At 72.8% G+C, this 21,155-nt stretch carries 22 protein-coding genes and 7 tRNA genes; 11 read left to right on the forward strand and 18 right to left on the reverse strand.

Annotation, left to right across the window (positions count from 1 at the left end):
• Positions 1 to 9: 9 nt before the first annotated feature.
• From thrS to ACFYV5_RS23200, 3 genes are all read right to left on the reverse strand, one after another.
• On the reverse strand, positions 10 to 1,986 hold the full coding sequence (gene thrS / locus ACFYV5_RS23190) for a threonine--tRNA ligase (protein ID WP_389171379.1): 1,977 nt from the start codon (positions 1,984 to 1,986) through the stop codon (positions 10 to 12).
• A 245-nt stretch (positions 1,987 to 2,231) separates the two neighbouring features.
• A complete protein-coding gene (locus ACFYV5_RS23195) occupies positions 2,232 to 3,503 on the reverse strand; it encodes a hypothetical protein (RefSeq protein ID WP_355111805.1) in 1,272 nt (423 codons plus the stop codon).
• Positions 3,503 to 4,078, reverse strand: coding sequence for a DUF4365 domain-containing protein (locus ACFYV5_RS23200; protein ID WP_389171383.1), 576 nt, complete (start codon positions 4,076 to 4,078; stop codon positions 3,503 to 3,505). The genes ACFYV5_RS23195 and ACFYV5_RS23200 overlap by 1 nt, the downstream gene beginning before the upstream one ends.
• 120 nt (positions 4,079 to 4,198) lie before the next feature.
• Here ACFYV5_RS23200 and ACFYV5_RS23205 point away from each other — a divergent pair, with 120 nt between their 5' ends.
• Entirely contained in the window at positions 4,199 to 4,924 is a 726-nt protein-coding gene (locus ACFYV5_RS23205) for a 3'-5' exonuclease (protein WP_355111809.1), read from the forward strand.
• Between the two features lie 67 nt (positions 4,925 to 4,991).
• On the opposite strand, the gene ACFYV5_RS23210 is transcribed toward ACFYV5_RS23205, so the two are convergent.
• Positions 4,992 to 5,063: transfer RNA gene (locus ACFYV5_RS23210), tRNA-Val, on the reverse strand.
• Positions 5,054 to 5,548: an SRPBCC family protein gene (locus ACFYV5_RS23215; protein WP_389171387.1), complete on the reverse strand. Its 495-nt coding sequence runs from the start codon at positions 5,546 to 5,548 to the stop codon at positions 5,054 to 5,056. The genes ACFYV5_RS23210 and ACFYV5_RS23215 overlap by 10 nt, the downstream gene beginning before the upstream one ends.
• Positions 5,549 to 5,630: 82 nt before the next feature.
• Between ACFYV5_RS23215 and ACFYV5_RS23220 the strand changes: the two genes are divergently transcribed.
• Positions 5,631 to 8,249: an SCO7613 C-terminal domain-containing membrane protein gene (locus tag ACFYV5_RS23220; RefSeq protein ID WP_389171390.1), complete on the forward strand. Its 2,619-nt coding sequence runs from the start codon at positions 5,631 to 5,633 to the stop codon at positions 8,247 to 8,249.
• Positions 8,250 to 8,311: 62 nt separating this feature from the next.
• On the opposite strand, the gene ACFYV5_RS23225 is transcribed toward ACFYV5_RS23220, so the two are convergent.
• Positions 8,312 to 8,386: transfer RNA gene (locus ACFYV5_RS23225), tRNA-Val, on the reverse strand.
• Positions 8,387 to 8,440: 54 nt separating this feature from the next.
• Entirely contained in the window at positions 8,441 to 8,863 is a 423-nt protein-coding gene (locus tag ACFYV5_RS23230; RefSeq protein ID WP_355111815.1) for a TIGR02611 family protein, read from the reverse strand.
• Positions 8,864 to 9,053: 190 nt separating this feature from the next.
• Between ACFYV5_RS23230 and ACFYV5_RS23235 the strand changes: the two genes are divergently transcribed.
• Together ACFYV5_RS23235 and ACFYV5_RS23240 are read left to right on the forward strand one after the other, a co-directional pair.
• Entirely contained in the window at positions 9,054 to 9,467 is a 414-nt protein-coding gene (locus ACFYV5_RS23235; protein ID WP_015032345.1) for an SsgA family sporulation/cell division regulator, read from the forward strand.
• 267 nt (positions 9,468 to 9,734) lie between these two features.
• Entirely contained in the window at positions 9,735 to 10,292 is a 558-nt protein-coding gene (locus ACFYV5_RS23240; protein WP_355111817.1) for a CGNR zinc finger domain-containing protein, read from the forward strand.
• Between the two features lie 19 nt (positions 10,293 to 10,311).
• Here the strand turns inward: ACFYV5_RS23240 and ACFYV5_RS23245 are convergent, their stop codons facing one another.
• Together ACFYV5_RS23245 and ACFYV5_RS23250 are read right to left on the reverse strand one after the other, a co-directional pair.
• Complete coding sequence (locus ACFYV5_RS23245; protein WP_355112091.1) at positions 10,312 to 10,512, reverse strand: hypothetical protein; 201 nt, start codon at positions 10,510 to 10,512, stop codon at positions 10,312 to 10,314.
• Between the two features lie 57 nt (positions 10,513 to 10,569).
• On the reverse strand, positions 10,570 to 11,007 hold the full coding sequence (locus ACFYV5_RS23250; RefSeq protein ID WP_355111819.1) for a hypothetical protein: 438 nt from the start codon (positions 11,005 to 11,007) through the stop codon (positions 10,570 to 10,572).
• Between the two features lie 167 nt (positions 11,008 to 11,174).
• Between ACFYV5_RS23250 and ACFYV5_RS23255 the strand changes: the two genes are divergently transcribed.
• Entirely contained in the window at positions 11,175 to 11,690 is a 516-nt protein-coding gene (locus ACFYV5_RS23255; RefSeq protein ID WP_355111821.1) for a DsbA family protein, read from the forward strand.
• A gap of 6 nt (positions 11,691 to 11,696) precedes the next feature.
• Here ACFYV5_RS23255 and ACFYV5_RS23260 read toward each other — a convergent pair whose 3' ends face one another.
• The 3 genes from ACFYV5_RS23260 to ACFYV5_RS23270 are packed head-to-tail and all read right to left on the reverse strand — an operon-like array spanning position 11,697 to position 14,461.
• Positions 11,697 to 12,536, reverse strand: coding sequence for a GNAT family N-acetyltransferase (locus ACFYV5_RS23260; RefSeq protein WP_389171396.1), 840 nt, complete (start codon positions 12,534 to 12,536; stop codon positions 11,697 to 11,699).
• A 45-nt stretch (positions 12,537 to 12,581) separates the two neighbouring features.
• On the reverse strand, positions 12,582 to 13,412 hold the full coding sequence (locus ACFYV5_RS23265) for an aminodeoxychorismate lyase (RefSeq protein ID WP_355111825.1): 831 nt from the start codon (positions 13,410 to 13,412) through the stop codon (positions 12,582 to 12,584).
• Positions 13,409 to 14,461: a chorismate-binding protein gene (locus ACFYV5_RS23270; RefSeq protein ID WP_355111827.1), complete on the reverse strand. Its 1,053-nt coding sequence runs from the start codon at positions 14,459 to 14,461 to the stop codon at positions 13,409 to 13,411. The genes ACFYV5_RS23265 and ACFYV5_RS23270 overlap by 4 nt, the downstream gene beginning before the upstream one ends.
• A gap of 235 nt (positions 14,462 to 14,696) precedes the next feature.
• Here ACFYV5_RS23270 and ACFYV5_RS23275 point away from each other — a divergent pair.
• The 5 genes from ACFYV5_RS23275 (at position 14,697) to ACFYV5_RS23295 (ending at position 15,175) form a co-directional block, all read left to right on the forward strand.
• Positions 14,697 to 14,769 (forward strand) — tRNA-Gly (locus ACFYV5_RS23275).
• A 39-nt stretch (positions 14,770 to 14,808) separates the two neighbouring features.
• A tRNA-Cys gene (locus ACFYV5_RS23280) sits at positions 14,809 to 14,882 on the forward strand.
• A 1-nt stretch (position 14,883) separates the two neighbouring features.
• A tRNA-Val gene (locus ACFYV5_RS23285) sits at positions 14,884 to 14,955 on the forward strand.
• A gap of 34 nt (positions 14,956 to 14,989) precedes the next feature.
• A tRNA-Val gene (locus ACFYV5_RS23290) sits at positions 14,990 to 15,061 on the forward strand.
• Between the two features lie 39 nt (positions 15,062 to 15,100).
• A tRNA-Val gene (locus tag ACFYV5_RS23295) sits at positions 15,101 to 15,175 on the forward strand.
• A gap of 58 nt (positions 15,176 to 15,233) precedes the next feature.
• Here ACFYV5_RS23295 and ACFYV5_RS23300 read toward each other — a convergent pair.
• The 4 genes from ACFYV5_RS23300 to ACFYV5_RS23315 form a co-directional block, all read right to left on the reverse strand.
• Positions 15,234 to 15,524 (reverse strand): zf-TFIIB domain-containing protein, encoded by a 291-nt coding sequence (locus tag ACFYV5_RS23300; protein ID WP_158985536.1) that lies wholly within the window; start codon positions 15,522 to 15,524, stop codon positions 15,234 to 15,236.
• Positions 15,525 to 15,564: 40 nt separating this feature from the next.
• Positions 15,565 to 16,509, reverse strand: a complete 945-nt coding sequence (locus ACFYV5_RS23305; protein WP_389171401.1) for a phosphotransferase family protein — start codon at positions 16,507 to 16,509, stop codon at positions 15,565 to 15,567.
• Between the two features lie 373 nt (positions 16,510 to 16,882).
• Positions 16,883 to 17,050, reverse strand: a complete 168-nt coding sequence (locus ACFYV5_RS23310) for a hypothetical protein (protein WP_189600160.1) — start codon at positions 17,048 to 17,050, stop codon at positions 16,883 to 16,885.
• 188 nt (positions 17,051 to 17,238) lie between these two features.
• Entirely contained in the window at positions 17,239 to 17,472 is a 234-nt protein-coding gene (locus ACFYV5_RS23315; protein ID WP_137990476.1) for a hypothetical protein, read from the reverse strand.
• A gap of 195 nt (positions 17,473 to 17,667) precedes the next feature.
• On the opposite strand from ACFYV5_RS23315, the gene ACFYV5_RS23320 reads away from it, so the two are divergent.
• Entirely contained in the window at positions 17,668 to 18,819 is a 1,152-nt protein-coding gene (locus ACFYV5_RS23320; RefSeq protein ID WP_389171405.1) for a serine/threonine-protein kinase, read from the forward strand.
• Positions 18,820 to 18,834: 15 nt separating this feature from the next.
• Here ACFYV5_RS23320 and ACFYV5_RS23325 read toward each other — a convergent pair whose 3' ends face one another.
• Entirely contained in the window at positions 18,835 to 19,653 is an 819-nt protein-coding gene (locus ACFYV5_RS23325) for a TrmH family RNA methyltransferase (protein WP_389171408.1), read from the reverse strand.
• Between the two features lie 65 nt (positions 19,654 to 19,718).
• Positions 19,719 to 20,951 (reverse strand): uroporphyrinogen-III C-methyltransferase, encoded by a 1,233-nt coding sequence (cobA, locus tag ACFYV5_RS23330; protein WP_355111837.1) that lies wholly within the window; start codon positions 20,949 to 20,951, stop codon positions 19,719 to 19,721.
• Between the last annotated feature and the right edge of the window lie 204 nt (positions 20,952 to 21,155).

Below are 21,155 nucleotides of genomic sequence, written 5' to 3' on the forward strand. Positions count from 1 at the left end.
CACGTCCGGTCAGACCTGGACGCGGTCCTCGACGATCTTGGCGATCTTGGCGATGGCCTCGTCGGCCGGGATGCCGTTCTCCTGCGAGCCGTCGCGGTAGCGGAAGGAGACGGTGCCCGCGGCCATGTCCTCGTCGCCGACGATGATCATGAACGGGACCTTCTGCTTCTGCTGGTTCCTGATCTTCTTCTGCATCCGGTCGGAGGAGGCGTCCACCTCGACCCGCAGGCCCTTCTTCTTCGCCTCGGCGGCGAATTCCTGGAGGTAGTCGACGTGGGCGTCGCCGACCGGGATGCCGACCGCCTGGACCGGGGCCAGCCACGGCGGCATGGCGCCCGCGTAGTGCTCCAGGAGCACCGCGAAGAACCTTTCGATGCTTCCGAACAGGGCGCGGTGGATCATGACCGGGCGCTGCTTGGTGCCGTCCGGGCCGGTGTACTCCAGGTCGAAGCGCTCCGGCAGGTTGAAGTCCAGCTGCACGGTCGACATCTGCCAGGTGCGGCCGATGGCGTCGCGCGCCTGCACGGAGATCTTCGGGCCGTAGAAGGCGGCGCCGCCCGGGTCGGGGGTGAGCGGGAGGCCCTGCTTCTCGGCCACCTGCTGGAGGACCGCGGTGGCCTCCTCCCAGATCTCGTCCGAGCCGACGAACTTCTCCGGGTCCTTGGTGGACAGCTCCAGGTAGAAGTCGGTCAGGCCGTAGTCGCGCAGCAGGTTCAGGACGAAGGTGAGGGTCTTGTCGAGCTCCTCCGCCATCTGCTCCTTGGTGCAGTAGATGTGCGCGTCGTCCTGGGTGAAGCCGCGGGCCCGGGTCAGACCGTGCACGACGCCGGACTTCTCGTACCGGTACACGGTGCCGAACTCGAAGAGGCGCAGCGGCAGTTCACGGTAGGAGCGGCCGCGCGCGTCGAAGATCAGGTTGTGCATCGGGCAGTTCATGGGCTTGAGGTAGTAGTCGGTACCACCGTCGAGCTGCATGGGGGGGTACATGCCCTCCGCGTACCAGTCGAGGTGGCCGCTCTTCTCGAAGAGGGCGCCCTTGGTGGCGTGCGGCGAGTAGACGAACTCGTAGCCCTCCTCCTCGTGCCGGCGGCGCGAGTAGTCCTCCATGGTGCGGCGGATGATGCCGCCCTTGGGGTGGAAGACGGCGAGGCCGGAGCCGATCTCGTCCGGGATGGAGAAGAGGTCGAGCTCGTTGCCGAGCTTGCGGTGGTCACGCTTCTCGGCCTCGGCGAGGAACTCGAGGTGCGCCTTCAGCTCGTCCTTCGACGGCCACGCGGTGCCGTAGATACGCTGGAGCTGCTTGTTCTTTTCGTTACCGCGCCAATACGCCGAAGCGTTCCTCATCAGCTTGAACGCCGGGATGTTCCGGGTGGTGGGCAGGTGGGGACCGCGGCAGAGGTCCTTCCAGCACAGCTCGCCGGTCTTGGCGTCGAGGTTGTCGTAGATGGTCAGCTCTCCGCCGCCCACCTCGACGTTGGCGCCGTCGTCGGTCGAGGCGGAGCCCTTGATGCCGATGAGCTCCAGCTTGTACGGCTCGTTCGCGAGCTCCTCGCGGGCGGCCTCGTCGGTCACCACGCGGCGGGAGAAGCGCTGGCCCCGCTTCTGGATCTCCTGCATCTTCTTCTCGATGGCCTTGAGGTCCTCGGGGGTGAACGGCCTCTCGACATCGAAGTCGTAGTAGAAGCCGTTCTGGACCGGCGGGCCGATGCCCAGCTTGGCCTCAGGGAAGAGCTCCTGCACGGCCTGGGCCATCACATGCGCGGTGGAGTGGCGCAGGATGTTGAGACCGTCCTCGGAGGAGATCTCGACGGGCTCGACGACGTCGCCCTCGGCGACGACGTAGGTGAGGTCCTTCAGCTCACCGGCGACACGGGCGGCGATCACCGACCGGTCCTCGGCGAACAGGGCGCCGGCGGTGGTGCCCGCACTCACCGCCCGATCCTCGGCTCCTGAGGCGGACTGGACGGTCACACGGACATCAGACACGGGTGCTCCATACATAGGGGCGCGGGCAGATACGAAGTGCCGGCACCGGCGGTGCGCGGCAGAGACGAGGTGCCGCGTCGCCGTTGATCGTACCGAGCCGAGCGGGTCCCCCGCGAAACGGTTTCCGGGACCTGGGGGAACCGGACGGCGCAGGCGTGCGGCGCCCTGCCGCGTCCGCGCCCCTCGGAGGCGGGCGAGCACGGCCTTCCCGGGGACCCCGGCCGGGGGGGGAGCCCGCTCCCCGGTCACTCGCCCCCGCACGCCTCCTCGAAGAAGTCGAGGTTCTCCTGGAGGGACTTCATCAGCCGGTCCCGCTCCGCCTCGTCGACCTGCACCGGTACGACTCCGGAGGCATCGGTCAGCCGCCGGAAGCCGCCCCGGCTCTCCAGCCGTCCCACGACCCGGATCGGCACCCCCACGAGGTGCGCGTGGCCGGCCGTACGGTACGACTCCTCGTCCAGGGCCACCCTCACGTGCGGCACCTCCGCGCCGCCCAGGACCCGCAGCCGGACGATCCCCTCGCCGCGCGGTCCCGAGCGGCGCATGCGGACGACGACGCCGGTGATCCGCACCGGTACGGACGGCTCGTCGGCCAGATAGCGGGCGCCGGCCTCGCGCAGCGCGGGCAGATCGCCCGGGGAGAACTCCACGGGCTCCGGCCGCGCCGCGCACCCGGCCGGGGTCCCGGCAGCGGGCGCCCACTCCAGCACGATCCGGGCGCCCTCGGTCCCCCGTACCAGGGCGACGAGGGCCTCGGTGAGCTCGCGGCTCACCCCGGCCTCCACGGCGGCGTCGAAGGCCTCCATGCCGCCCGTGGCCCGCTGGTAGTCGGTGGCTTCCCGGGCCGCGTAGAGCGCGTGGTAGAGCCGTACGGCGATCGCCCTGCCCGGGTCGACGGGGACGAACGCGGTCAGGCCCCGGCCGCCCGGCTCGCCCCCCACGACCACGGGCTCCAGGGAGACCTGGGCCTGGCGGCGGTGCCTGGCGCCGTAGTACCCGGCGCGCCCGCGGACGGCGAGCGCCCCGGCGAGCAGGAGCCGGCGGGCGGCCGACCTGAGCTGTTCCTGGACCGTCCAGGGGACCGTGCCCGCGGGCCCGGGCGGGACGTCGCGCCACCAGCGGATCTCGTCGCTGGGCACGGTCAACCCGACCAGCACCTCCCGCGCGGACGGCGCCGCACTGCGCTGGAGGGCGGTGAGCGCCTCGCCGAGCAGGTCCTCGCAGTCGGGGAAGGCGCGGCTCTCGGGCACGAGGAGGCTCGTGCCGCCGGTCGCGCCGCCGGGTCCCGGTGGGGTCCAGCGGCTGTAGCGGCCCGCGGCCCCGCCGCGCCGTCGCCAGCCGTGGCGGGCGAGGAGCGCGCCGAGGACGAGCGGGTCCACCCGTCCGGGATCCGGTGCGCCCCCGGTCTCGGCCCAGGGGCCGCCGGGGACGTCGCCGGGCGTGGGGTGCGGGCGGAACGGTGGCAGGACGGGACCGTGACCGCTCCCGCCTCCTGGTTCCTCGATCGGCCGGTGCATCAAGGTCTCCCTCCCACGCCGACCCGGGTCATGATCTCGCAGAGCGCCCGGTCGTCGAAGATCCGTGCCGTCGGTATGCGCACGGTCGTCCTGCGCCGTCCCGTGACCGGGTGTCCGGCCAGGTTGATCCAGTAGCAGCAGTGCCGCAGGTCGAGCCCGTCGTGGCCGGCCCGCAGCCAGTCCTCCCGGTCCCGCGGCACGATCATCACGACCAGGATCTTGTGCACCGAGACGGGGGTCCGCGCCAGCTTCACCAGATGGTCGTTGTCGAGAGTGAACGAGAACGCCGCGGACGCGGAGCCGTGTGGCCGCGGTGGTAGCTGATAGGTGCATTTGAGCTGCACCTTGATGGTCACTTCGTCGTCGACGGTGTGGCCGGGAGCGCTGTGGCTCACGTGCCAGTCGATGCCGTTGTCCGGAAACGGCTGCGACAGCGAACAGCCCGCCGCCGCCGCGACCGCGTGGAGATATCCGACCTGGAGCGTCTCCATGCAGGCGGTGGTGGCGAGTGAGCCGCGCAGCGGTGCTGCCTGCTGGGGCGGCAGCCCTCCCGATTCGGGCTGGGCGAGCGCCATGTCAATTCCCTTCCCCGTCAGTTGTGTTGTCACCGGTCGGCGTACGGCGCAAACAGCCCGGGTATCACCGATTCGGGCAGGGGGATCGCCATCTGCCGCAGAGGTGCGAGGAGTTCGGGGATGACGCACTGGTACGAGGGGCCCCTGGCCGCATTCGACACGGAAACCACGGGAGTCGACGTCGAGGAGGACCGGATCGTCTCGGCCGCCCTCGTCGTCCAGGACACGGCCGGCGGGCGCCCCCGGGTGACGCGCTGGCTGGTCAATCCCGGGATTCCGGTGCCCGAAGCGGCCACGGCGGTCCACGGTCTGACGGATGAACATCTGCAACTGCACGGGCGCTGGCCCGCGCCTGTGATGGAGGAGTTGGGGCGGGCGCTCGCCGAGCAGTGTGCGGCGGGGCGGCCGCTGGTGGTGATGAACGCGCCGTTCGACCTGACGATCCTGGACCGCGAGCTGCGGCGCCACCGCGCCTCCTCGCTGGGGCGGTACCTGGAGAACTCGTCGCTGTGCGTGCTGGATCCTCGGGTGCTCGACAAGCATCTGGACCGCTACCGCAAGGGCCGCCGGACGCTGACGGATCTGTGCGCGCAGTACGGCGTGGAGTTGGACGGCGCGCACGACGCGGCGGCGGACGCGACGGCGGCGCTGGATGTCGTACGGGCGGTGGCGCGGCGTTTCGCGTCCCGGCTGGAGCGGCTGTCACCGGCCGAGCTGCACACCCTGCAGGCGGTGTGGCACGCGGCCCAGGCGCGGGGCCTCCAGGCGTGGTTCTCACGCAACGGCACACCGGAGATCGTCGATCCGACGTGGCCGCTCCGCCCGGAGCTGCGCACGGCGGCGTGAGGCGGTGAGGCGGCGGGCCGGGAATGCGGAAGGCCGGTCCGTCTTTCGACGGACCGGCCTCTCCCGGTGGGCGATACTGGGATCGAACCAGTGACCCCTTCGGTGTGAACGAAGTGCTCTCCCGCTGAGCTAATCGCCCGGGAACGGGTTGAACCATACAGGTTTCCGCGGGCTTCCTTCAAACCGGCCCAGCCTGGCCGCCAGGCCGCGCCGTCCCGCGCGCATCATCAGGGCGTGGTTGGCGCGGAAGACCGGCCGGCCGGGGATCGCGAGACGGCGCATGAGAGGGCTGGTCACCTCGACCTCCTGCTCGTAGAGCGCGTGGGTGCCGGTGCCGCGCGGGGTGAGGGTCCAGCGCGCCCAGCCCTCCAGGTCGCCCCGCAGGGAGGCCTCCAGGACTCCGGCGACCGGGTCGCTGCGCCGGGTCTCGACGGTGACGAGCAGGTCGTACGGGAGGAACGAGCGGAACCGGGCGGTGCCGGTCCGGTCGTCGACCGGGACGACCTCGCGGACCTGCGGCCACCACTGGGGATAGTCCTCGCCGCGTTCGAGCACGGCGTAGACCGCGGCCGGCGGGGCGGCCAGCTGCCAGACGCTGCGGAAGCGGTAGCGGGACCAGTCCATGTCCCCAGTGTGGACGTACTCAGGCCGGAAGATGAGTACGTCCACACATGACGCGAGGTGTGTCCGGCGCCACACTCCCGGTATGAACAATGCGCTGCCGCCCGCGGACGAGCTGGTGCTCGTCGACCGCGAGCTGGCCCAACTCGACGCCCGCCGGACTCAGTTGCTGACCCGGCGGGCCTGGCTGCTCCAGGTGCTGCGTCCGCCCGTGGCGTCTCCGGGCGCGCCGTGGTCCGCGACCGTGCCGGTGGCGGACGCGAGCCCGCGCAGCGCGCAGAACGTGCTGCTCACGCTGGGCGGAGTGCTGCTGACGATCGCGGCGCTCGCGTTCACCCTGGTGAGCTGGGGCTCGATGGGGACCGCCGGCCGTGCGGCCGTGCTGGGCGTGGTGACGTCCGCGGCGCTGGCCGTGCCGGTGGTGCTGCTGCGCCGGGGCCTCGGCTCCACGGCGGAGTCGGTGGCGGCGCTCGGCCTGGTGCTGATGGTGCTCGACGCGTACGCGCTGCACCGGGTGGCGCTGCCGGCCACGGACGGTCTCGGGTACGCCGCGGTGGCCTCGGCGGTGCTCGCCGGCGCCTGGACGGCGTACGGCGTGGCGCTGGGACGGCTGCGGATTCCGCTGCCGGCGGCGGTGGTGGCGGCTCAACTGCCGTTGCTGCTGGGCGTGCTGGCGATGGACGGCGGCACGCTCGCGCTGGGCTGGGCGGCGCTCGCGACGGCGGTGGCGAATCTGGCCGTGGTGCTCCGGGCGAAGCCGGTGGCGGTGCGGACGACGGCGGGCATCGGCGCCGGGCTCCTGGGCGGCTGGGCCCTGGCGACGGGCGGCGTCCTGTCGCTGTCGACGGCGATCCCCGCGGGTGCGCTGCTGCTGGCCTGCGCGGGGGTGGCGCTGTTCGTGGCGTGGAGGGTGGTCCCGGCCGCGGTGGCCGTGTCGGTGGTGGCGGGGCTCGCGGTGGTCGCGGCGGCGGGTGGTGTGCTGCGTGCGGTGGTGCCGGGCGACTGGGAGGTACCGGGGTACGTGGTGTGCGCGGTCGCCCTGGCGGCGGTCCTGCGGTCCTCGGCGTCTCGTGCGGTGAAGCGGGGCCTGACGTTCGCGGGCGGCGGCGTGCTGGCACTGGGCGTGGCCTGGGCGCTGCCGCCGGTGGCGGCGGCGCTGCTCGCTCCCCTGGCGCGCACGACCCCGATCTGGTCGGGCGCTCACCCGGACCGCGTCCTCACCTCGTACCCGTCGACGGCCCCGCTGGTCCTGCTGGTCGCGGCGACGGCCCTGGTGGCCGTGCCACGCCTGTGGGCCCGCTGCGCCGCGCTCCTGCTCGCGTGGGCGCTCCTGACGGCCCTCCCGCTGTCCCTGGACCTGTCCCGCGCCGCCACGCTGACCCTCCAGCTCCTGACGACCACGGCGGCCCTGTTCCTCGCGGCGCGCCCCGGGGTACCGGCGCGGGGTGTCCCGGCTCCGGCCGGCGAGGCCGGCTCCGACGACGAAGCGGGGGCGCAGGGCGCGGAACCGGGTGCCGCCCGGCCCGCCGCGGGCTCCCCCGGCACAGCCGGCGAAGCGTCCGAGCCTGCCGCTCCGGCCAGGGAGCCGATGCGGGAGGCGACACCTTCCGCACCGGGTGCCCCCTGGTCCGGCGGCGCGCGATCCGCTTCCGGTACCGCCGGGCCGGGCCACGGGGCGGGATGGACCGGTTGGGGGCCCACTTCGGCCCCGGCGAAGGCAGCCCGTCCCGTCCCGCCCCGGGAGGCGCTGGGATGGACCGCGCTCGGGTGCGCGCTCGCGACGGCGACCGGCGCGGTCGCGACGGCCCTGGACACGCGTGCGGCGACCTTCACCGTGCTGGGCGTCCTGCTCGGACTCTTCGTCGCGGTCGCGTTCCTCGCGGACGGCGCACGGCGGGCCGTGGCCGGCTGTGCGGCGGTGGTCACGGCGGCCGGGCTGGTGGGCGCCGGAGCGGCCGCCGCGGAGCTCCGGGACCATCACACGGCGCTGGCCCTGCTCGTGATTCCCGTGGCCACCGCCGCGGCCGGTGCGTGGCTGCGGCGCCACCCCGTCGCGCTGCCCGTGGAGATCACCGGCGCCGCCGTGGGTCTGCTCGCCATCGGTGCGGCGGTGTCCCGGCCGGCCGTGCTCGCGCTCGTCCTGGCCCTGTGCGCGGTGATCGCGGCGGCGACGGCCGTCCGCCCCGAGCGGCGCGCGTACGCCTCGTGGACGGCCGCGGTGCTGTTCCTCCTCGCGACCTGGGTGCGGCTCGCCGTGTGGGACGTGGAGACCCCGGAGGCGTACACCCTGCCGGTCACCGTGCCCGCGCTTGTCGTCGGCGTGCTCCGCCGGCGCCGCGACGCGGAGGCCTCGTCCTGGGTGGCGTACGGCCCCGGTCTCGCGGCGACCCTGGTGCCGAGCCTCTTCGCGGCCTGGGCCGACCCGGACTGGGTGCGTCCGCTGCTCCTGGGTCTCGCCGCCCTCGCGGTGACGCTGCTGGGCGCCCGGTTCCGGCTGCAGGCGCTGCTGGTGCTCGGCGGCTCGGTGCTCGCCCTCGACGGGCTGCACGAGCTGGCTCCGTACGTGGTCCAGGTCGTCGGCGCGCTCCCCCGCTGGTTGCCCCCGGCACTGGCCGGGCTGCTGCTCCTCGCGGTGGGCGCGACGTACGAGCAGAGGCTGCGGGACGCCCGCCGGCTCCGGGAGCGGCTCGGCCGCATGCGGTGACCTCGACGCGGGAACGCCGAAGGCCCGGAGACTGGATCCAGTCTCCGGGCCTTCGGTCCGGGTGGTGGGCGATACTGGGTTCGAACCAGTGACCTCTTCGGTGTGAACGAAGCGCTCTCCCACTGAGCTAATCGCCCGGGCGCACCGCAAACATTACCCCATGTCAGAGGGTCGCCCGACCCCTCCGCCGGTCAGGTGTTGATCTTCCAGGGCATCTCGAAGCCGTACTTCCACAGATAGAAACCGAGCAGCACCGCGACGATCACCAGGCCGACGGTGGTCAGGATGATGTTGCGGCGCCGGACCTTCGGGTCGAGCGCCCGCTGGGCCGCCTCGGTGACCTTCCTCTTCGTCCAGCGGAGCACGAGCTGCGCCCAGACGAACTCGGTGGCCCAGATCGCCATGCCGCCGAAGATCACCAGCCAGCCGGGGCCGGGCAGGGGCAGCATCACGACGCCGGCCCCCACGACCGCGAGCCCCACGACGAAGACGCCGACCTGCCAGCTCAGGTGCAGGGTCCGGCGGGCCTTGATGAACTCGGGGGCCCGGGATCCCAGCTCGGATTCCCCGTCGGCGGCGGACTCCCCGGCGCGCTCGTCACTCTCCGCATTCATGGGCTCCAACCTACCGGATTCGGCGCCGTCACCGGAATGGCGGTATTACCCAAAGTCACACACCCCCGAACGAGCTACCTGAACGATCACAAAACAGACAGAGGGGTTTACAACGGCACCGTAGGTGGCATGTCGATTTCGCCGACGTGCGAATCCCCGAGCGCACACTGAGCGAAAGGCCCTGGCGCTTATGAACACCACGGTCAGCTGCGAGCTGCACCTGCGCCTCGTTGTGTCGAGCGAGTCCTCACTGCCTGTACCGGCGGGCCTGCGGTATGACACGGCCGATCCGTATGCCGTGCACGCCACCTTCCACACCGGAGCCGAGGAGACGGTCGAGTGGGTCTTCGCCCGCGACCTTCTCGCCGAGGGGCTGCACCGGCCCACCGGCACCGGCGACGTCAGAGTCTGGCCGTCCCGCAGTCACGGTCAGGGCGTCGTCTGCATCGCGCTGAGCTCTCCCGAGGGCGAAGCCCTGCTCGAGGCCCCGGCGAGGGCCCTGGAGTCGTTCCTGAAGCGGACCGACGCCGCGGTGCCACCGGGCACCGAGCACCGGCACTTCGACCTCGATACGGAGCTCTCCCACATCCTGGCCGACAGCTGAGCCAGGCCGAGAGCCGCCCGGCGCCGTCCGACTCGGGGCGACGGCGCCGCGCGGACAATCACCTACGGCAGACATCGGCGTCCTCACCGCGCAGCCGGCGCGGGGGAGGGCGCCGATGCCCGTTTCCGGGCCGCGGACGGCCGGTCGAGGCCAGGTTTCGGCCCGGTTCCGGCCCGCTTTCGGACCACCCGGGGCCGTGCGCGGCGAAGCCGCTAGAGTCAGCGCAATTCCGCGGGCGCCCGCCCGCAGCCTGCCAGGGAGCGAATCGTGCTGATCCCCCACGACACCCGGATCGCGCTCGACACCGTCGTCGATCTGATGAACACGGCCCCGCAGGGCGACCGTGACGACGAGCTCGCGGACCTCCCGTCGCTGCACGCCTTCGTGCGGGCTCACGACGTCAGCGGCGTGGGCGAGCTCGGCGAGAACGACCTGCGGGCCGTGCGCGAGGTGCGGGCCAGGTTCGCGGCCGTCTTCGCGGCGCCGGACGCCCGGATCGCGGCGACGCTGATCAACCAGCTGGTGGCGGCCGCGGGCACCACCCCCCAGCTCACGGACCACGACGGCTACGACTGGCACGTGCACTACTTCGCGCCGGGCGCGTCGGTCGCCGACCACCTCGGCGCGGACTGCGGCATGGCGCTGGCGTTCATCGTGGTGGCGGGCGAGCAGGAGCGGCTGCGGCGCTGCGAGGCCCCGGACTGTGGCCGGGCCTTCGTCGACCTCTCCCGCAACCGATCGCGCCGCTACTGCGACAGCCGCACCTGCGGTAACCGGCTCCACGTCGCCGCGTACCGGGCGCGCCGCAAGGAAGCCGCCGGCTGATCCGGCCCGAACCGGTCCGTCACAGCAGGAAGAGGTCGTGCACGGCGGCCATCAGAAGCAGACAGCCGATGACCGCCAGGAAGATCATCAGCGGTGGCTGGGAGAGCGCGAACAGACAGCCGCGCGGCTCTTCGGTGGGGGCGGGGACGTGATCCCGCGAGGTATCCAGCATCTCGGGGGCGATCATGGCGCAGCCGCGCCCCGGGAACGTCCGCAACACGCCCCTCGGGGACGGCAGTTCATTCCATCGTCATTCCGTCCCGCGGTGTGCCCTCCGTCAGATCCCGTGCTTCTTCAGAATCGCCTCGATGTCGCTGAAGTCGTCCCCGGCCGCCGTGGCCTTCGGCTTCGGGCTCGCACCGCGCTGCCCCTGCCCCAGCGCGGGCGCCGACGCGGCCGGTGCGGCCGGTGTGGCGACACCGGGCCGGGCGCCCTCGGCCGTCGCCTTGCGGCCCGCACCCCTGCGCCGCTCGACGGCGCGCGTGGACAGGAAGAGCAGCCAGGCCACGCCGAGCACACCGAAGCCGATCCAGGCGGTCGGGCTGAAGACCGTGCCGAAGGCCCACTCCACCGCCCCGGTCATGACCAGGCCGACGGGCACCAGCGCGTACGCCGCGATGCGCGTCGCGGCGAGGAAACGCTTGCGGTACGCCGTGATCGCGGCGAGGGCAAGACCCGCCGCGGACACCGCGGAAAAAATGGTCTCGGCGAGCATGCGATCCTCCTGGCGCGGGGCGATACGTCCCTTCCATCCTGCACCGGCGGGACCGCCCGCGGCCATGCTTCGGGGCGGACCTCAGGGAGATCTCCGGGTCGCCCCCTGCGGATCTCCTCCCCAGGTCCCGGTTGGGCCGGGCGACCGGCGGCTGGAAGACTGCTCCCATGAGTGACTCCACCACCCCGTCCGCCTCCCCCGTCGTCGTGGAGGCCTGGTTCGATCTCCAGTGCCCCGACTGCTTCCGCGCGCTCGACGACGTGCGCGCGCTGCGCGAGAAGTACGGCGACCGGATCGACGTACAGCTGCGGCACTTCCCGCTGGAGAAGCACAAGCACGCCTACGCCGCCGCCCAGGCCGCGGAGGAGGCGGCCGAGCAGGGCAAGGGCTGGCCGTACGTGGAGGCACTGCTGGCCAGGACCGCGGAGCTGGGCGACCGGGGCGAGCCGGTGCTCCTGGAGGTCGCTCGCGAACTGGGCCTGGACGACGAGGAGTTCGACACCGCCCTGATCGACGGCCGGCACCTGCTGGCTGTCGACGCCGACCAGGCCGAGGGCAAGGCGGTCAAGGTCACCGGCACGCCGACCTATGTCGTCGGCGGCGAGCGCCTGGACGGCGGCAAGAGCCAGGACGGTCTGCGCGAGCGCGTCGAGGCGATCACCGACCGGCTGCTCGCCGGCTGACCGCTCCTAGAGCAGCCGCTTGTAGCTGTTGACGTGCGTCGTCCGGTAGCCGAGCGACTCGTAGAGCCGGATCGCCGGGGTGTTGCCCGCGAAGACGTGGAGTCCCAGCAGGCGCGCCCCGGCGTCGATCGCGACCCGTTCGGCCAGCAGCATCAGCGCGCGGCCGTAGCCCTGACCTCGGTGTGCCTCGATGACGTCGACGCCGTAGACGTACCGTCCGGGCGCGCCCGGCTCCAGATCGCGGGGTGCGGTCCACACCTGGCCGACGACCTCCCCGTGCCGTACCGCCAGGTCGATGCTCGTACCGGGGGTGGCCAGTCCCCGAGGGAGCAGCTCCCGGTGGCTCGCCTCGGCCTTGGCGCGCGCCTGGTCCTCCGGTACGCCCCGGTCGACCCAGCTCCGCGCGAAACGGTCCTTGGCGTCGGCCTCCCATACGTCGAACTCGGCCTCGCTCATGGGGCGGAACTCGATGCCGGGCGGCAGCGCGGGAGGCTCCGCCGGCAGTTCCTTGACCATGTTCCGGCCGCGCTCGGTGTAGCCGAGGGCGTCGGCCATCCGCAGCGCGGCCCCGGCCGCCGCCGGTACGGAGATCTGGACCTGGCCGCAGCCCCAGCCGCGCAGCACCTCCTCGGCGGCCAGCGCGGCGACCGTGCCGCGGCCGCGGCGGCGGTCCTTCTCGTCGATGGTCAGGGTCTCGATCACGCCGGCCGCGGCGCCGAACCCGGGGGCGGTGGCGAGACGCACGGAGCCGACGCGGCGGCTGTTCACGCAGACGTCGTAGGTGCGTGAACGGTCGCCGTCGGGGGTCTGCTGAAGCGGCCCGGACGGCCGCAGTGTGGTGGTCATCACCGGTGTTGTACCCGTGCCACGGCCGTCCGTCATCCGGTTTTTCTACGGGAGTCGGGGATCCCGGTCCTCGGCCGCGCGCTCGTCGAAGATCCGCATGGCCTTGGCGGTCACGGGCCCCGGGGTGCCCGTCAGTTCGCGCCCGTCGACCCGGTGGACGGCCTGGATGTCACGGAGGGTCGAGGTCAGGAAGATCTCCTCGGCGCTCTCCAGGACGTCGAAGGGAAGATCGGTCTCCTCCGCGCCGGTCCACGCCACGGCGAGGGCGCGGGTGATGCCCGCCAGGCAGCCGGAGGAGACGGGCGGGGTGTGGATCCGGCCGTCGATCACGACGAAGACGTTGGATCCGGTGCCCTCGCAGAGCCGGCCGACGGTGTTCGCGAACAGCGCCTCGGAGGCGCCCTGTTCACGCGCCTTGGCCAGGGCGACGACGTTCTCGGCGTACGAGGTGGTCTTCAGGCCGGTGAGCGCCGAGCGCTCGTTACGGGTCCACGGGACCGTGATCACGGCGGTGGAGTCGGCACGGCGGCCCGTCTCACCGAGCGCCACGACGAGACCGGCGCCCTCGTCGCCGCGCTCGGAGCCGAGCGGGGAGAGACCACCGGTGTACGTGATGCGGAGCCGGCCCAGCTCCATGGGGTTGGCCGCCAGGACCTCGGCGCAGGCACGGCGGACCTCGTCGAGGTCCGGATCGGGCAGACCGAGGCCGCGTGCGGAGCGGGTCAGGCGCTCCAGGTGGAGGGTGAGGGCGAAGGTCTCACCGCGCTCGGCCTTGACCGTTTCGAAGACGCCGTCGCCGACGGTCAGACCGTGGTCCAGTACGGACACCCGGGCTTCCGCCGCGTCGTACAGCCCGCCGTTGACCCAGAGTTTCATCGAGAAATGGCCTTTCCGCTCGCCTCGTACGTGCCCGACGCTACCGCCAGCAGGCGGGACGCCTTCAATTCGGTCTCGGCCCACTCGCGCTCGGGGTCGGAGCCCCAGGTGATGCCTGCGCCGGTGCCGAAGCGGAGCACTCCCTCGGCGCGGTCGATCCAGAAGGTGCGTATGCCGACGGCGAGCTCGGCGGTGCGGCGGTCGGCGTCGACCCAGCCGATGCCTCCGCAGTACGGGCCGCGGGGTACCGTCTCCAGGGCCTTGATGATGCGCAGGGCGCTGGACTTCGGGGCACCGGTCACGGAGCCGGGCGGGAAGGTGGCGGCCAGCAGCTCCCGCCAGCCGGCGCGCTCGTCGAGTTCGCCGCGGACGGTGGAGACGAGGTGGACCAGGCCGGGGTGGGGTTCTATGGCGCACAGCTCGGGGACGGTGACCGAGCCGCTCGCGCAGACCCGGCCGAGGTCGTTGCGCACGAGGTCCACGATCATCACGTTCTCGGCGTGATCCTTCTCCAGGAGACCGTCGGCGGTCCGGGCGGTGCCCTTGATCGGGCCGGACTCGACGGTGCGGTCCTCGCGGCGCAGATAGAGCTCGGGGGACGCGGTGGCGATCTCCACCCCGTGAGCCGGCAGCCGAATCGTTCCGGCATACGGAGCGGGGTTGCCGCGGGCCAGGACGGCGGTGAGGGCGTCGACGTCGGCGGCCCACGGGTCGGGCAGCGGCGCGGACATCACACGGCAGAGGTTCGCCTGGTAGACCTCGCCCCGCGAGATCTGCGCACGGATCGCGCGGACGCCGGCGGTGTACGCCGCGCGATCGAGGGAGGACGTCCAGTCACCGACGGCGGGGCCGCGCCAGGCGCCCGGGGCGGGGGCCGGAACGGGGTCGGGCCGTACGTCGCCGAAGCGGGCGCAGGTCAGACGGCCCTCGAAGTCCGCGGAGACGGCCCAGAAGCCGGCGGAGTCCAGGGCCTCGGGGTCACTGGTGACATCCCGCAGGTCGGTCGCGACGAGGCCGCCGAAGCGGGCCAGAGGAGCAAGGTCGTGCACGCATGCGAGTCTAGGCGGGCGGGGGCGCGGTGGCGGGGCGTGCGCCGGGGGCGCTCGTCCGGGGCGGCTGGGAGCCACCTCGGGAACACGAGGAGTGAACATCGCGCGAACCCTCCCGGCCGCCCGGCACTGGTACGCAGCTCAGCACGCTGCGGAAACGCGTTTTTGTGCTGGCCCAGGAATCCGCTAGAGTTCAACACGTCGCCGGGACGCGCAAGCGGAACGGAAACGACAAGCGGACGTGGCTCAGTTGGTAGAGCATCACCTTGCCAAGGTGAGGGTCGCGAGTTCGAATCTCGTCGTCCGCTCGATGTGGGGGATCTTCCCGAGCCCCCGTATTCACTCCTGGTGGAGTGGCCGAGAGGCGAGGCAACGGCCTGCAAAGCCGTCTACACGGGTTCAAATCCCGTCTCCACCTCCAAGGACGATTAGCTCAGCGGGAGAGCGCTTCCCTGACACGGAAGAGGTCACTGGTTCAATCCCAGTATCGTCCACTGATCCGTAAGGATCTGGTCCGCAAGGATCCCCGCGCGATTAGCTCAGCGGGAGAGCGCTTCCCTGACACGGAAGAGGTCACTGGTTCAATCCCAGTATCGCGCACGCAGTAACACCTGGTCCTGTACGGTTTGGGACCGTCCCGCGCGATTAGCTCAGCGGGAGAGCGCTTCCCTGACACGGAAGAGGTCACTGGTTCAATCCCAGTATCGCGCACCACACCGAAGCCCCCGGCCGCCTCTCGCGGCCGGGGGCTTCGTCGTACCCGCTCCCCCGCTCAGGAGGAGAAGAGCATCCGGCCGAAACCGCGCTGACGGTAGTGACCGCCCTGGTGGTGGCCACCGTGGTGCGGGGCGCCCCAGGCGGGGGCGGCGGGGGCGGGCTGCGCCGGGTAGGCCGGCGGGGCGGGAGCCGGCGGGGCCTGCTGCACCCACTGGGACTCGAGCCGGGTCAGGGCCTCCAGCTCGCCGTAGTCCAGGAATATCCCGCGGCAACCGCTGCACTGCTCGATCTGGACACCGTTCCGGTTGTACGTGTGCATGGCCGCGTGGCACTTGGGACACTGCATGTTCGGCTCAACTCCCTGCCGTTCGAATGGTGCTCTCAGCTTATGAGGACGCGGGCGGGGGCAACTCGGTTCGGAGCGAACCTATTCGGGCACAGGTGTCGATCATCACCTGCTCGACCTCGTCGAGGGGGCGCTCCTCGGCCGTGGACTTGGCGAGGGCGAGCGCCGCGGTCTGGACGGTCAGGGCGCGGGCCGGGAGGTCGAGTCGGTCCCAGGGGTCCTGGGCGGCGACGGCGGGGCCGCCGGCCGCCAGATAGGCGTCGAGGAACCGCGACCAGATGTCCGGGGGCAGGATGCCGGCGGCGAACCAGGCGGCTGGACGGGCGAGGTCCCAGGCGGGGTCGCCGAGGCCGAGGTCGTCCACGTCGATGAGCAGCCAGGGGCCGTCGGGTGTGCGGGGATCGCGGACGAGCTGGCCGAGGTGGAAGTCGCCGTGGCAGAGGAGGATGTGGGCGGGCGCGGGCGGCTCGTCCGGAAGGGTGTGCCAGGCGCGCAGCACGGCCTCGACGGCGGGGCGGGGTGCGCCCGCCCGCCGCATCCGCCGTACGGCGAGGGCGGCCTTGGCGGGCGCGCGCATGGGCGGGAGCGGGAGCCTGGGGGGCGGAGGGGTCCGATGAAGCCGGGCGAGGAGCCGGGCCGCGTCCTCCCAGGGGGCGGCGTCGGGGTCGGCCGGGTCGACGGGAGTGCCGTAGGGCCAGGCGGTGAGAGGGCGGGTGGCGAGGGTGGGGGCGGGCTGGTCGTGAGGCGGGAGCAGAATCCCGTCGAGCGCGTCGAGGGCGGCGACCGCGATGCGGGCCGCGTGCTCGGCGGGATCGGTGCCGGGGGCGTGCGCCTTGACGACGACGGCGCCGTGGCGGACGACGGTGCCGTCGTCGCGGTCGGCGAGGACGAGCCTGGTGTGCGAGGCACACGGACAGGCGGCGTCGGCCCGATGGGCGGCGTCCCGGGCGAGGGCGCTGAGCTGTTCGAGTTGGGCGTGCTCCACGCGGGGAGCGTACGCGGCGGTGCGTGGGGGTGGGAGGAGTCCCCCCACCCCCTCCCCGAAAGCCTGCCGGGGGCGGGTGGAAACGGGAGTTCCTTCCCGGGGGCTGCGCCCCGACCCGCAGGCGCTGCTCCGCGCCGCAGGAGAACCAGGCAGTCCGCGCCCGCCGACTGGGGGTGCAGGCCCCGGGGAGCGGGAGTGGAGCGGGCTCGGAGGGCGTCCGCTTCGGGAGCTGCGGATGGGCGGGGAAAGCGCGAGGGCCGGTCAGCTCCCCAGCTGACCGGCCGCACGCTGCCGTCCGCCGCACCCCCGTCCCCACGGGGTTGTTGGCCGGATGTCCCCGACCCGGGCCGCTCTCCCAGGTCCGGGGCGCCGCTCAGCGCCCCAGCATCACGCCCACGGACGACGCCTGTGTGACCACTGCGTCCCAGCCGCCGAAGACGACGACCAGCAGGGTCGCGAGAGGGAGGACCATGGCGGTCGCCACCAGCGGGTGGCGGCGGCCCGAAGGGCGGGTGTTCATCCGCGATGCCGTGAACGCCATGAGTCCTCTCCTGTTCGTGTTGGCAGCGGCGGGTGTCTGACCTCGGGGGACGAGTGCTGCACCCGCCGCTTGACTTCAACACTAGGGACCGGATGCCGCCCGGACGTCATGCCCGCGTACCGATCTCCGGGCCTCCCGGAGGATGACGAGTGCCCCCGCGGCGTACTCCCCTGGGTGGAGAGCCCGCCCTAGGACTGAGGGTCTTCCCGGAGGGGTACCGGCTGCTCGACCAGCGCGAGCACCCGGCTGGCCATGAAACGGGCCGTCCGGACGACCACCCCGGTCCGCGTGACTTCGCTCACTTCCACCACCCCTCGCCGTACCGCCGTCTCCACCCTCCGGCCCGCCCGGCTTGCCACCACTTCGTACGTCCGTGTCGTGTCCCCGGCATCCACGACTATCTCCACGCGATCGCCCTTCATCGAGCCAATCCCCCTTCTGTGACCGGACATTGGGAAATCCCGCGGCCCGGACGGCCGTCGACGCCGTCGCCCTGACCACCCCTCAAGTGTCCCCCTCAGCACTGACAATCGATCCTCCGGCGAGGGCGCGGCCTATGAGCACACCGGGGCGCCAATACGTAAGCTGTGCCACGTCGAACGGACGAGGGGACGGACATGGCGATGATGCGGCTCCGGCGCGAGGACCCGCGGATCGTCGGGTCGTTCCGGCTCCACCGCCGGCTCGGGGCCGGTGGGATGGGGGTCGTGTACCTGGGGTCCGACCGGCGGGGGCAGCGCGTGGCGCTGAAGGTGATCCGGCCCGATCTGGCCGAGGACCAGGAGTTCCGGTCGCGCTTCGCGCGCGAGGTCTCCGCGGCCCGCCGGATCCGGGGCGGCTGCACGGCCCGGCTGGTCGCGGCCGACCTGGAGGCCGACCGCCCGTGGTTCGCCACCCAGTACGTGCCCGGCCCCTCGCTGCACGACCGCGTCGCCGAGGAGGGTCCGCTGCGGGCCGCCGACGTGGCCGCGATCGGGGCGGCGCTCTCGGAGGGCCTGGTCGCCGTCCACGAGGCCGGTGTCGTGCACCGGGACCTCAAGCCCTCGAACATCCTGCTGTCCCCCAAGGGGCCGCGGATCATCGATTTCGGCATCGCCTGGGCCACCGGCGCCAGCACCCTCACCCATGTGGGCACGGCCGTCGGCTCCCCCGGCTTCCTCGCGCCCGAGCAGGTGCGGGGCGCGGCCGTCACCCCGGCCACGGACGTGTTCTCGCTCGGTGCCACCCTCGCGTACGCGGCGATGGCCGACTCCCCCTTCGGGCATGGCAGTTCGGAGGTCATGCTGTACCGGGTGGTGCACGAGGAGCCGCAGCTGAACGGCGTACCGGACGCGCTGGCGCCGCTCGTCCGGGCCTGTCTGGCGAAGGACCCCGAGGACCGTCCCAGCACGCTGCAGCTCTCCATGCGGCTCAAGGAGATCGCGGCCCGCGAGGCGCAGGGGCTGCCCGCCGCCCGGCCGCCGGTGCAGCGGGATCGTACGGAGGAGCCGACGGGCAGCCGGCCGACGGAGCGGTACACCGAGCGCACCACGCAGGGGCGGGCGCAGGCGCCGGCCGCCCGGCCCGCAGCCTCGCGTACGGGCGGGCGGCCCGCCCCGCAGTCCCGGCCCAACGGGCGGCCCGTGCCGTCCCGGCCCGGCGCCCGCATCACCTCGACCGGCCGCCGCCCCGCGAATCCGCGGCTGCTGCGTCAGCGTTTGTTCGTCTTCGTGGTGGTGACGCTTGTCGTCGCCCTGGGGATCGCGGCGGCGCAGGCTCTGCAGGGTTAGTCTCGCGAGCGGCGCTCAGTCCTGCGGGCGGCCGCTCGCCACCGCGTAGAAGGCCACGGCGGCCGCGGCGCCGACGTTGAGCGAGTCGACTCCGTGGGCCATCGGGATGCGGACCCATTCGTCCGCGGCGCGCAGCGCCTGCGTGGACAGGCCGTCGCCCTCCGCGCCGAGCATCAGCGCCGCCCGCTCCAGCTTGTGCGGGGCCGCCACGTCGATCGGGGACGCCTTCTCGTCGGGGGTGAGGGCGAGCAGCTTGAAGCCCGCCTCCCGTACCGCTTCCAGGCCGCGCGGCCAGGTGTCCAGGCGGGCGTACGGGACGGAGAAGACCGCGCCCATGGAGACCTTCACCGACCGGCGGTACAGCGGGTCGGCGCAGTCCGGGGAGAGCAGCACCGCATCCATTCCGAGGGCGGCGGCGCTGCGGAAGATGGCACCGATGTTGGTGTGGTCGTTGACCGACTCCATGACGGCGACCCTGCGGGCGGTACGGAGGAGTTCCTCGGCGCTCGGCAGCGGCTTGCGCTGCATGGAGGCGAGGGCGCCACGGTGCACGTGGTAGCCGGTGACGCGCTCGGCGAGCTCCGGCTGCACCGCGTACACGGGCGCCGGAACCTCGTCGATGACGTCGCGCATGACGTCGACCCACTTGGCGGACAGCAGCATCGACCGCATCTCGTACCCGGCCTGGCGGGCCCGGCGGATGACCTTCTCGCCCTCGGCGATGAACAGGCCCTCCGCGGGCTCGCGCCTGCGGCGCAGCTCGACGTCGGTCAGCCCCGTGTAGTCACGCAGACGCGGGTCGTCGGGGTCGTCGATGGTGATGAGTTCGGCCACGAGGTGATACTGCCTTGTCCGGGGTGCGGTGCCAATGTGTGCGACAGGGGTTCGGTTACCCCTGGTTACTTCACGAGCTTCTCGGGGCCCTCGCCGACGACCTCGCCGATGACGATGACGGCCGGCGGGCGGACCTCCTGCGCCCTGACCGTCTCCGCGACCGTCTCCAGCGTGGCGTCCACGCGGCGCTGGGCGGCCGTGGTGCCTTCCTGGACGAGGGCGAGCGGGGTCTCGGGGTCCTTGCCGTGGGCGATCAGCGCCTCGGCGATCTTCCCGATCTTGTCGACGCCCATCAGGATCACGAGCGTGCCGGTGAGCTTGGCCAGGGACGCCCAGTCGACCAGCGAACGCGGGTCGTCGGGGGCGACATGGCCGCTGACCACGGTGAACTCATGGGCCACTCCGCGATGGGTGACGGGGATACCGGCCGCGCCGGGGACCGAGATCGAGCTGGAGATGCCGGGGACGACCGTGCAGGCGATGCCCTCCGCCGCCAGGGCCTGGGCCTCCTCCATGCCGCGGCCGAAGACGAAGGGGTCGCCGCCCTTGAGCCGTACGACCGACTTGCCGGCCCTGGCGTGCTCGATCAGCGCGTTGTTGATGGCCTCCTGGGCCATGAAGCGGCCGTACGGGATCTTCGCCGCGTCGATCACCTCGACGTGCGGGGGCAGTTCGTCGAGCAGGTCGCGGGGGCCGAGGCGGTCGGCGATGACCACGTCGGCCTCGGCGAGCAGCCGGCGGCCGCGGACGGTGATCAGGTCGGGGTCGCCGGGGCCGCCGCCCACCAGCGCGACGAAGGGGGTACGGGAGCGGTGCTGCGGGGCCGCGATCGAACCGTCCCGCAGGCCCTCGACGATCGCGTCGCGGACGGCGGCGGAGCGGCGCGGGTCGTGCCCGGTGAGCACGGCGACGGTCACGCCCTCGCTGCGGCCGGTGGCCGGGGTCCAGGCGGTGGCCGCGTCGGCGTCGTCGGAGCGCACGCACCAGGTCTTCGTCCGCTCGGCCTCGGCGGAGGCGGCGGCGTTGGCGACGGGATCGCTGGTGGCGACGAGCGCGTACCAGGCGTCGGCGATGTCCCCGTCCTCGTAACGGCGCCTGACCCAGGTGATCTCGCCGGCCTCGGCCATCGCCTCGACGGACGGGGTCGCGGACGGGGAGACGAGGGTGATGTCGGCGCCGGCGGCGATCAGGGCGGGGAGGCGGCGCTGGGCGACCTGGCCACCGCCGAAGACGACGACGCGGCGGCCGGAGAGGCGGAGTCCTACGGGGTAGGCGGGGTGCGCGGCGTGCTCGGCCATGGGTGTGCGGCTCCTCGGAGGGGCGGGGCGTGTGCGGGAGGCCGCGTCGGCGCTGAAGCGGCTGGTGGGGCGGGGTGTACGGCCCCGGTGCCCACGATATCGGTGACCGGGGGTGGGCGGCCTGTGACGCATGTCCCTACCTGGCCCTGGGGCCCCTCGGTGCGGGCCTCCGGCCCCGGGTGCGAAGGAACGTGCCGACGCACC

The sequence above is a fragment of the Streptomyces sp. NPDC003035 genome, from assembly GCF_042888285.1.
Lineage (GTDB): Bacteria > Actinomycetota > Actinomycetes > Streptomycetales > Streptomycetaceae > Streptomyces.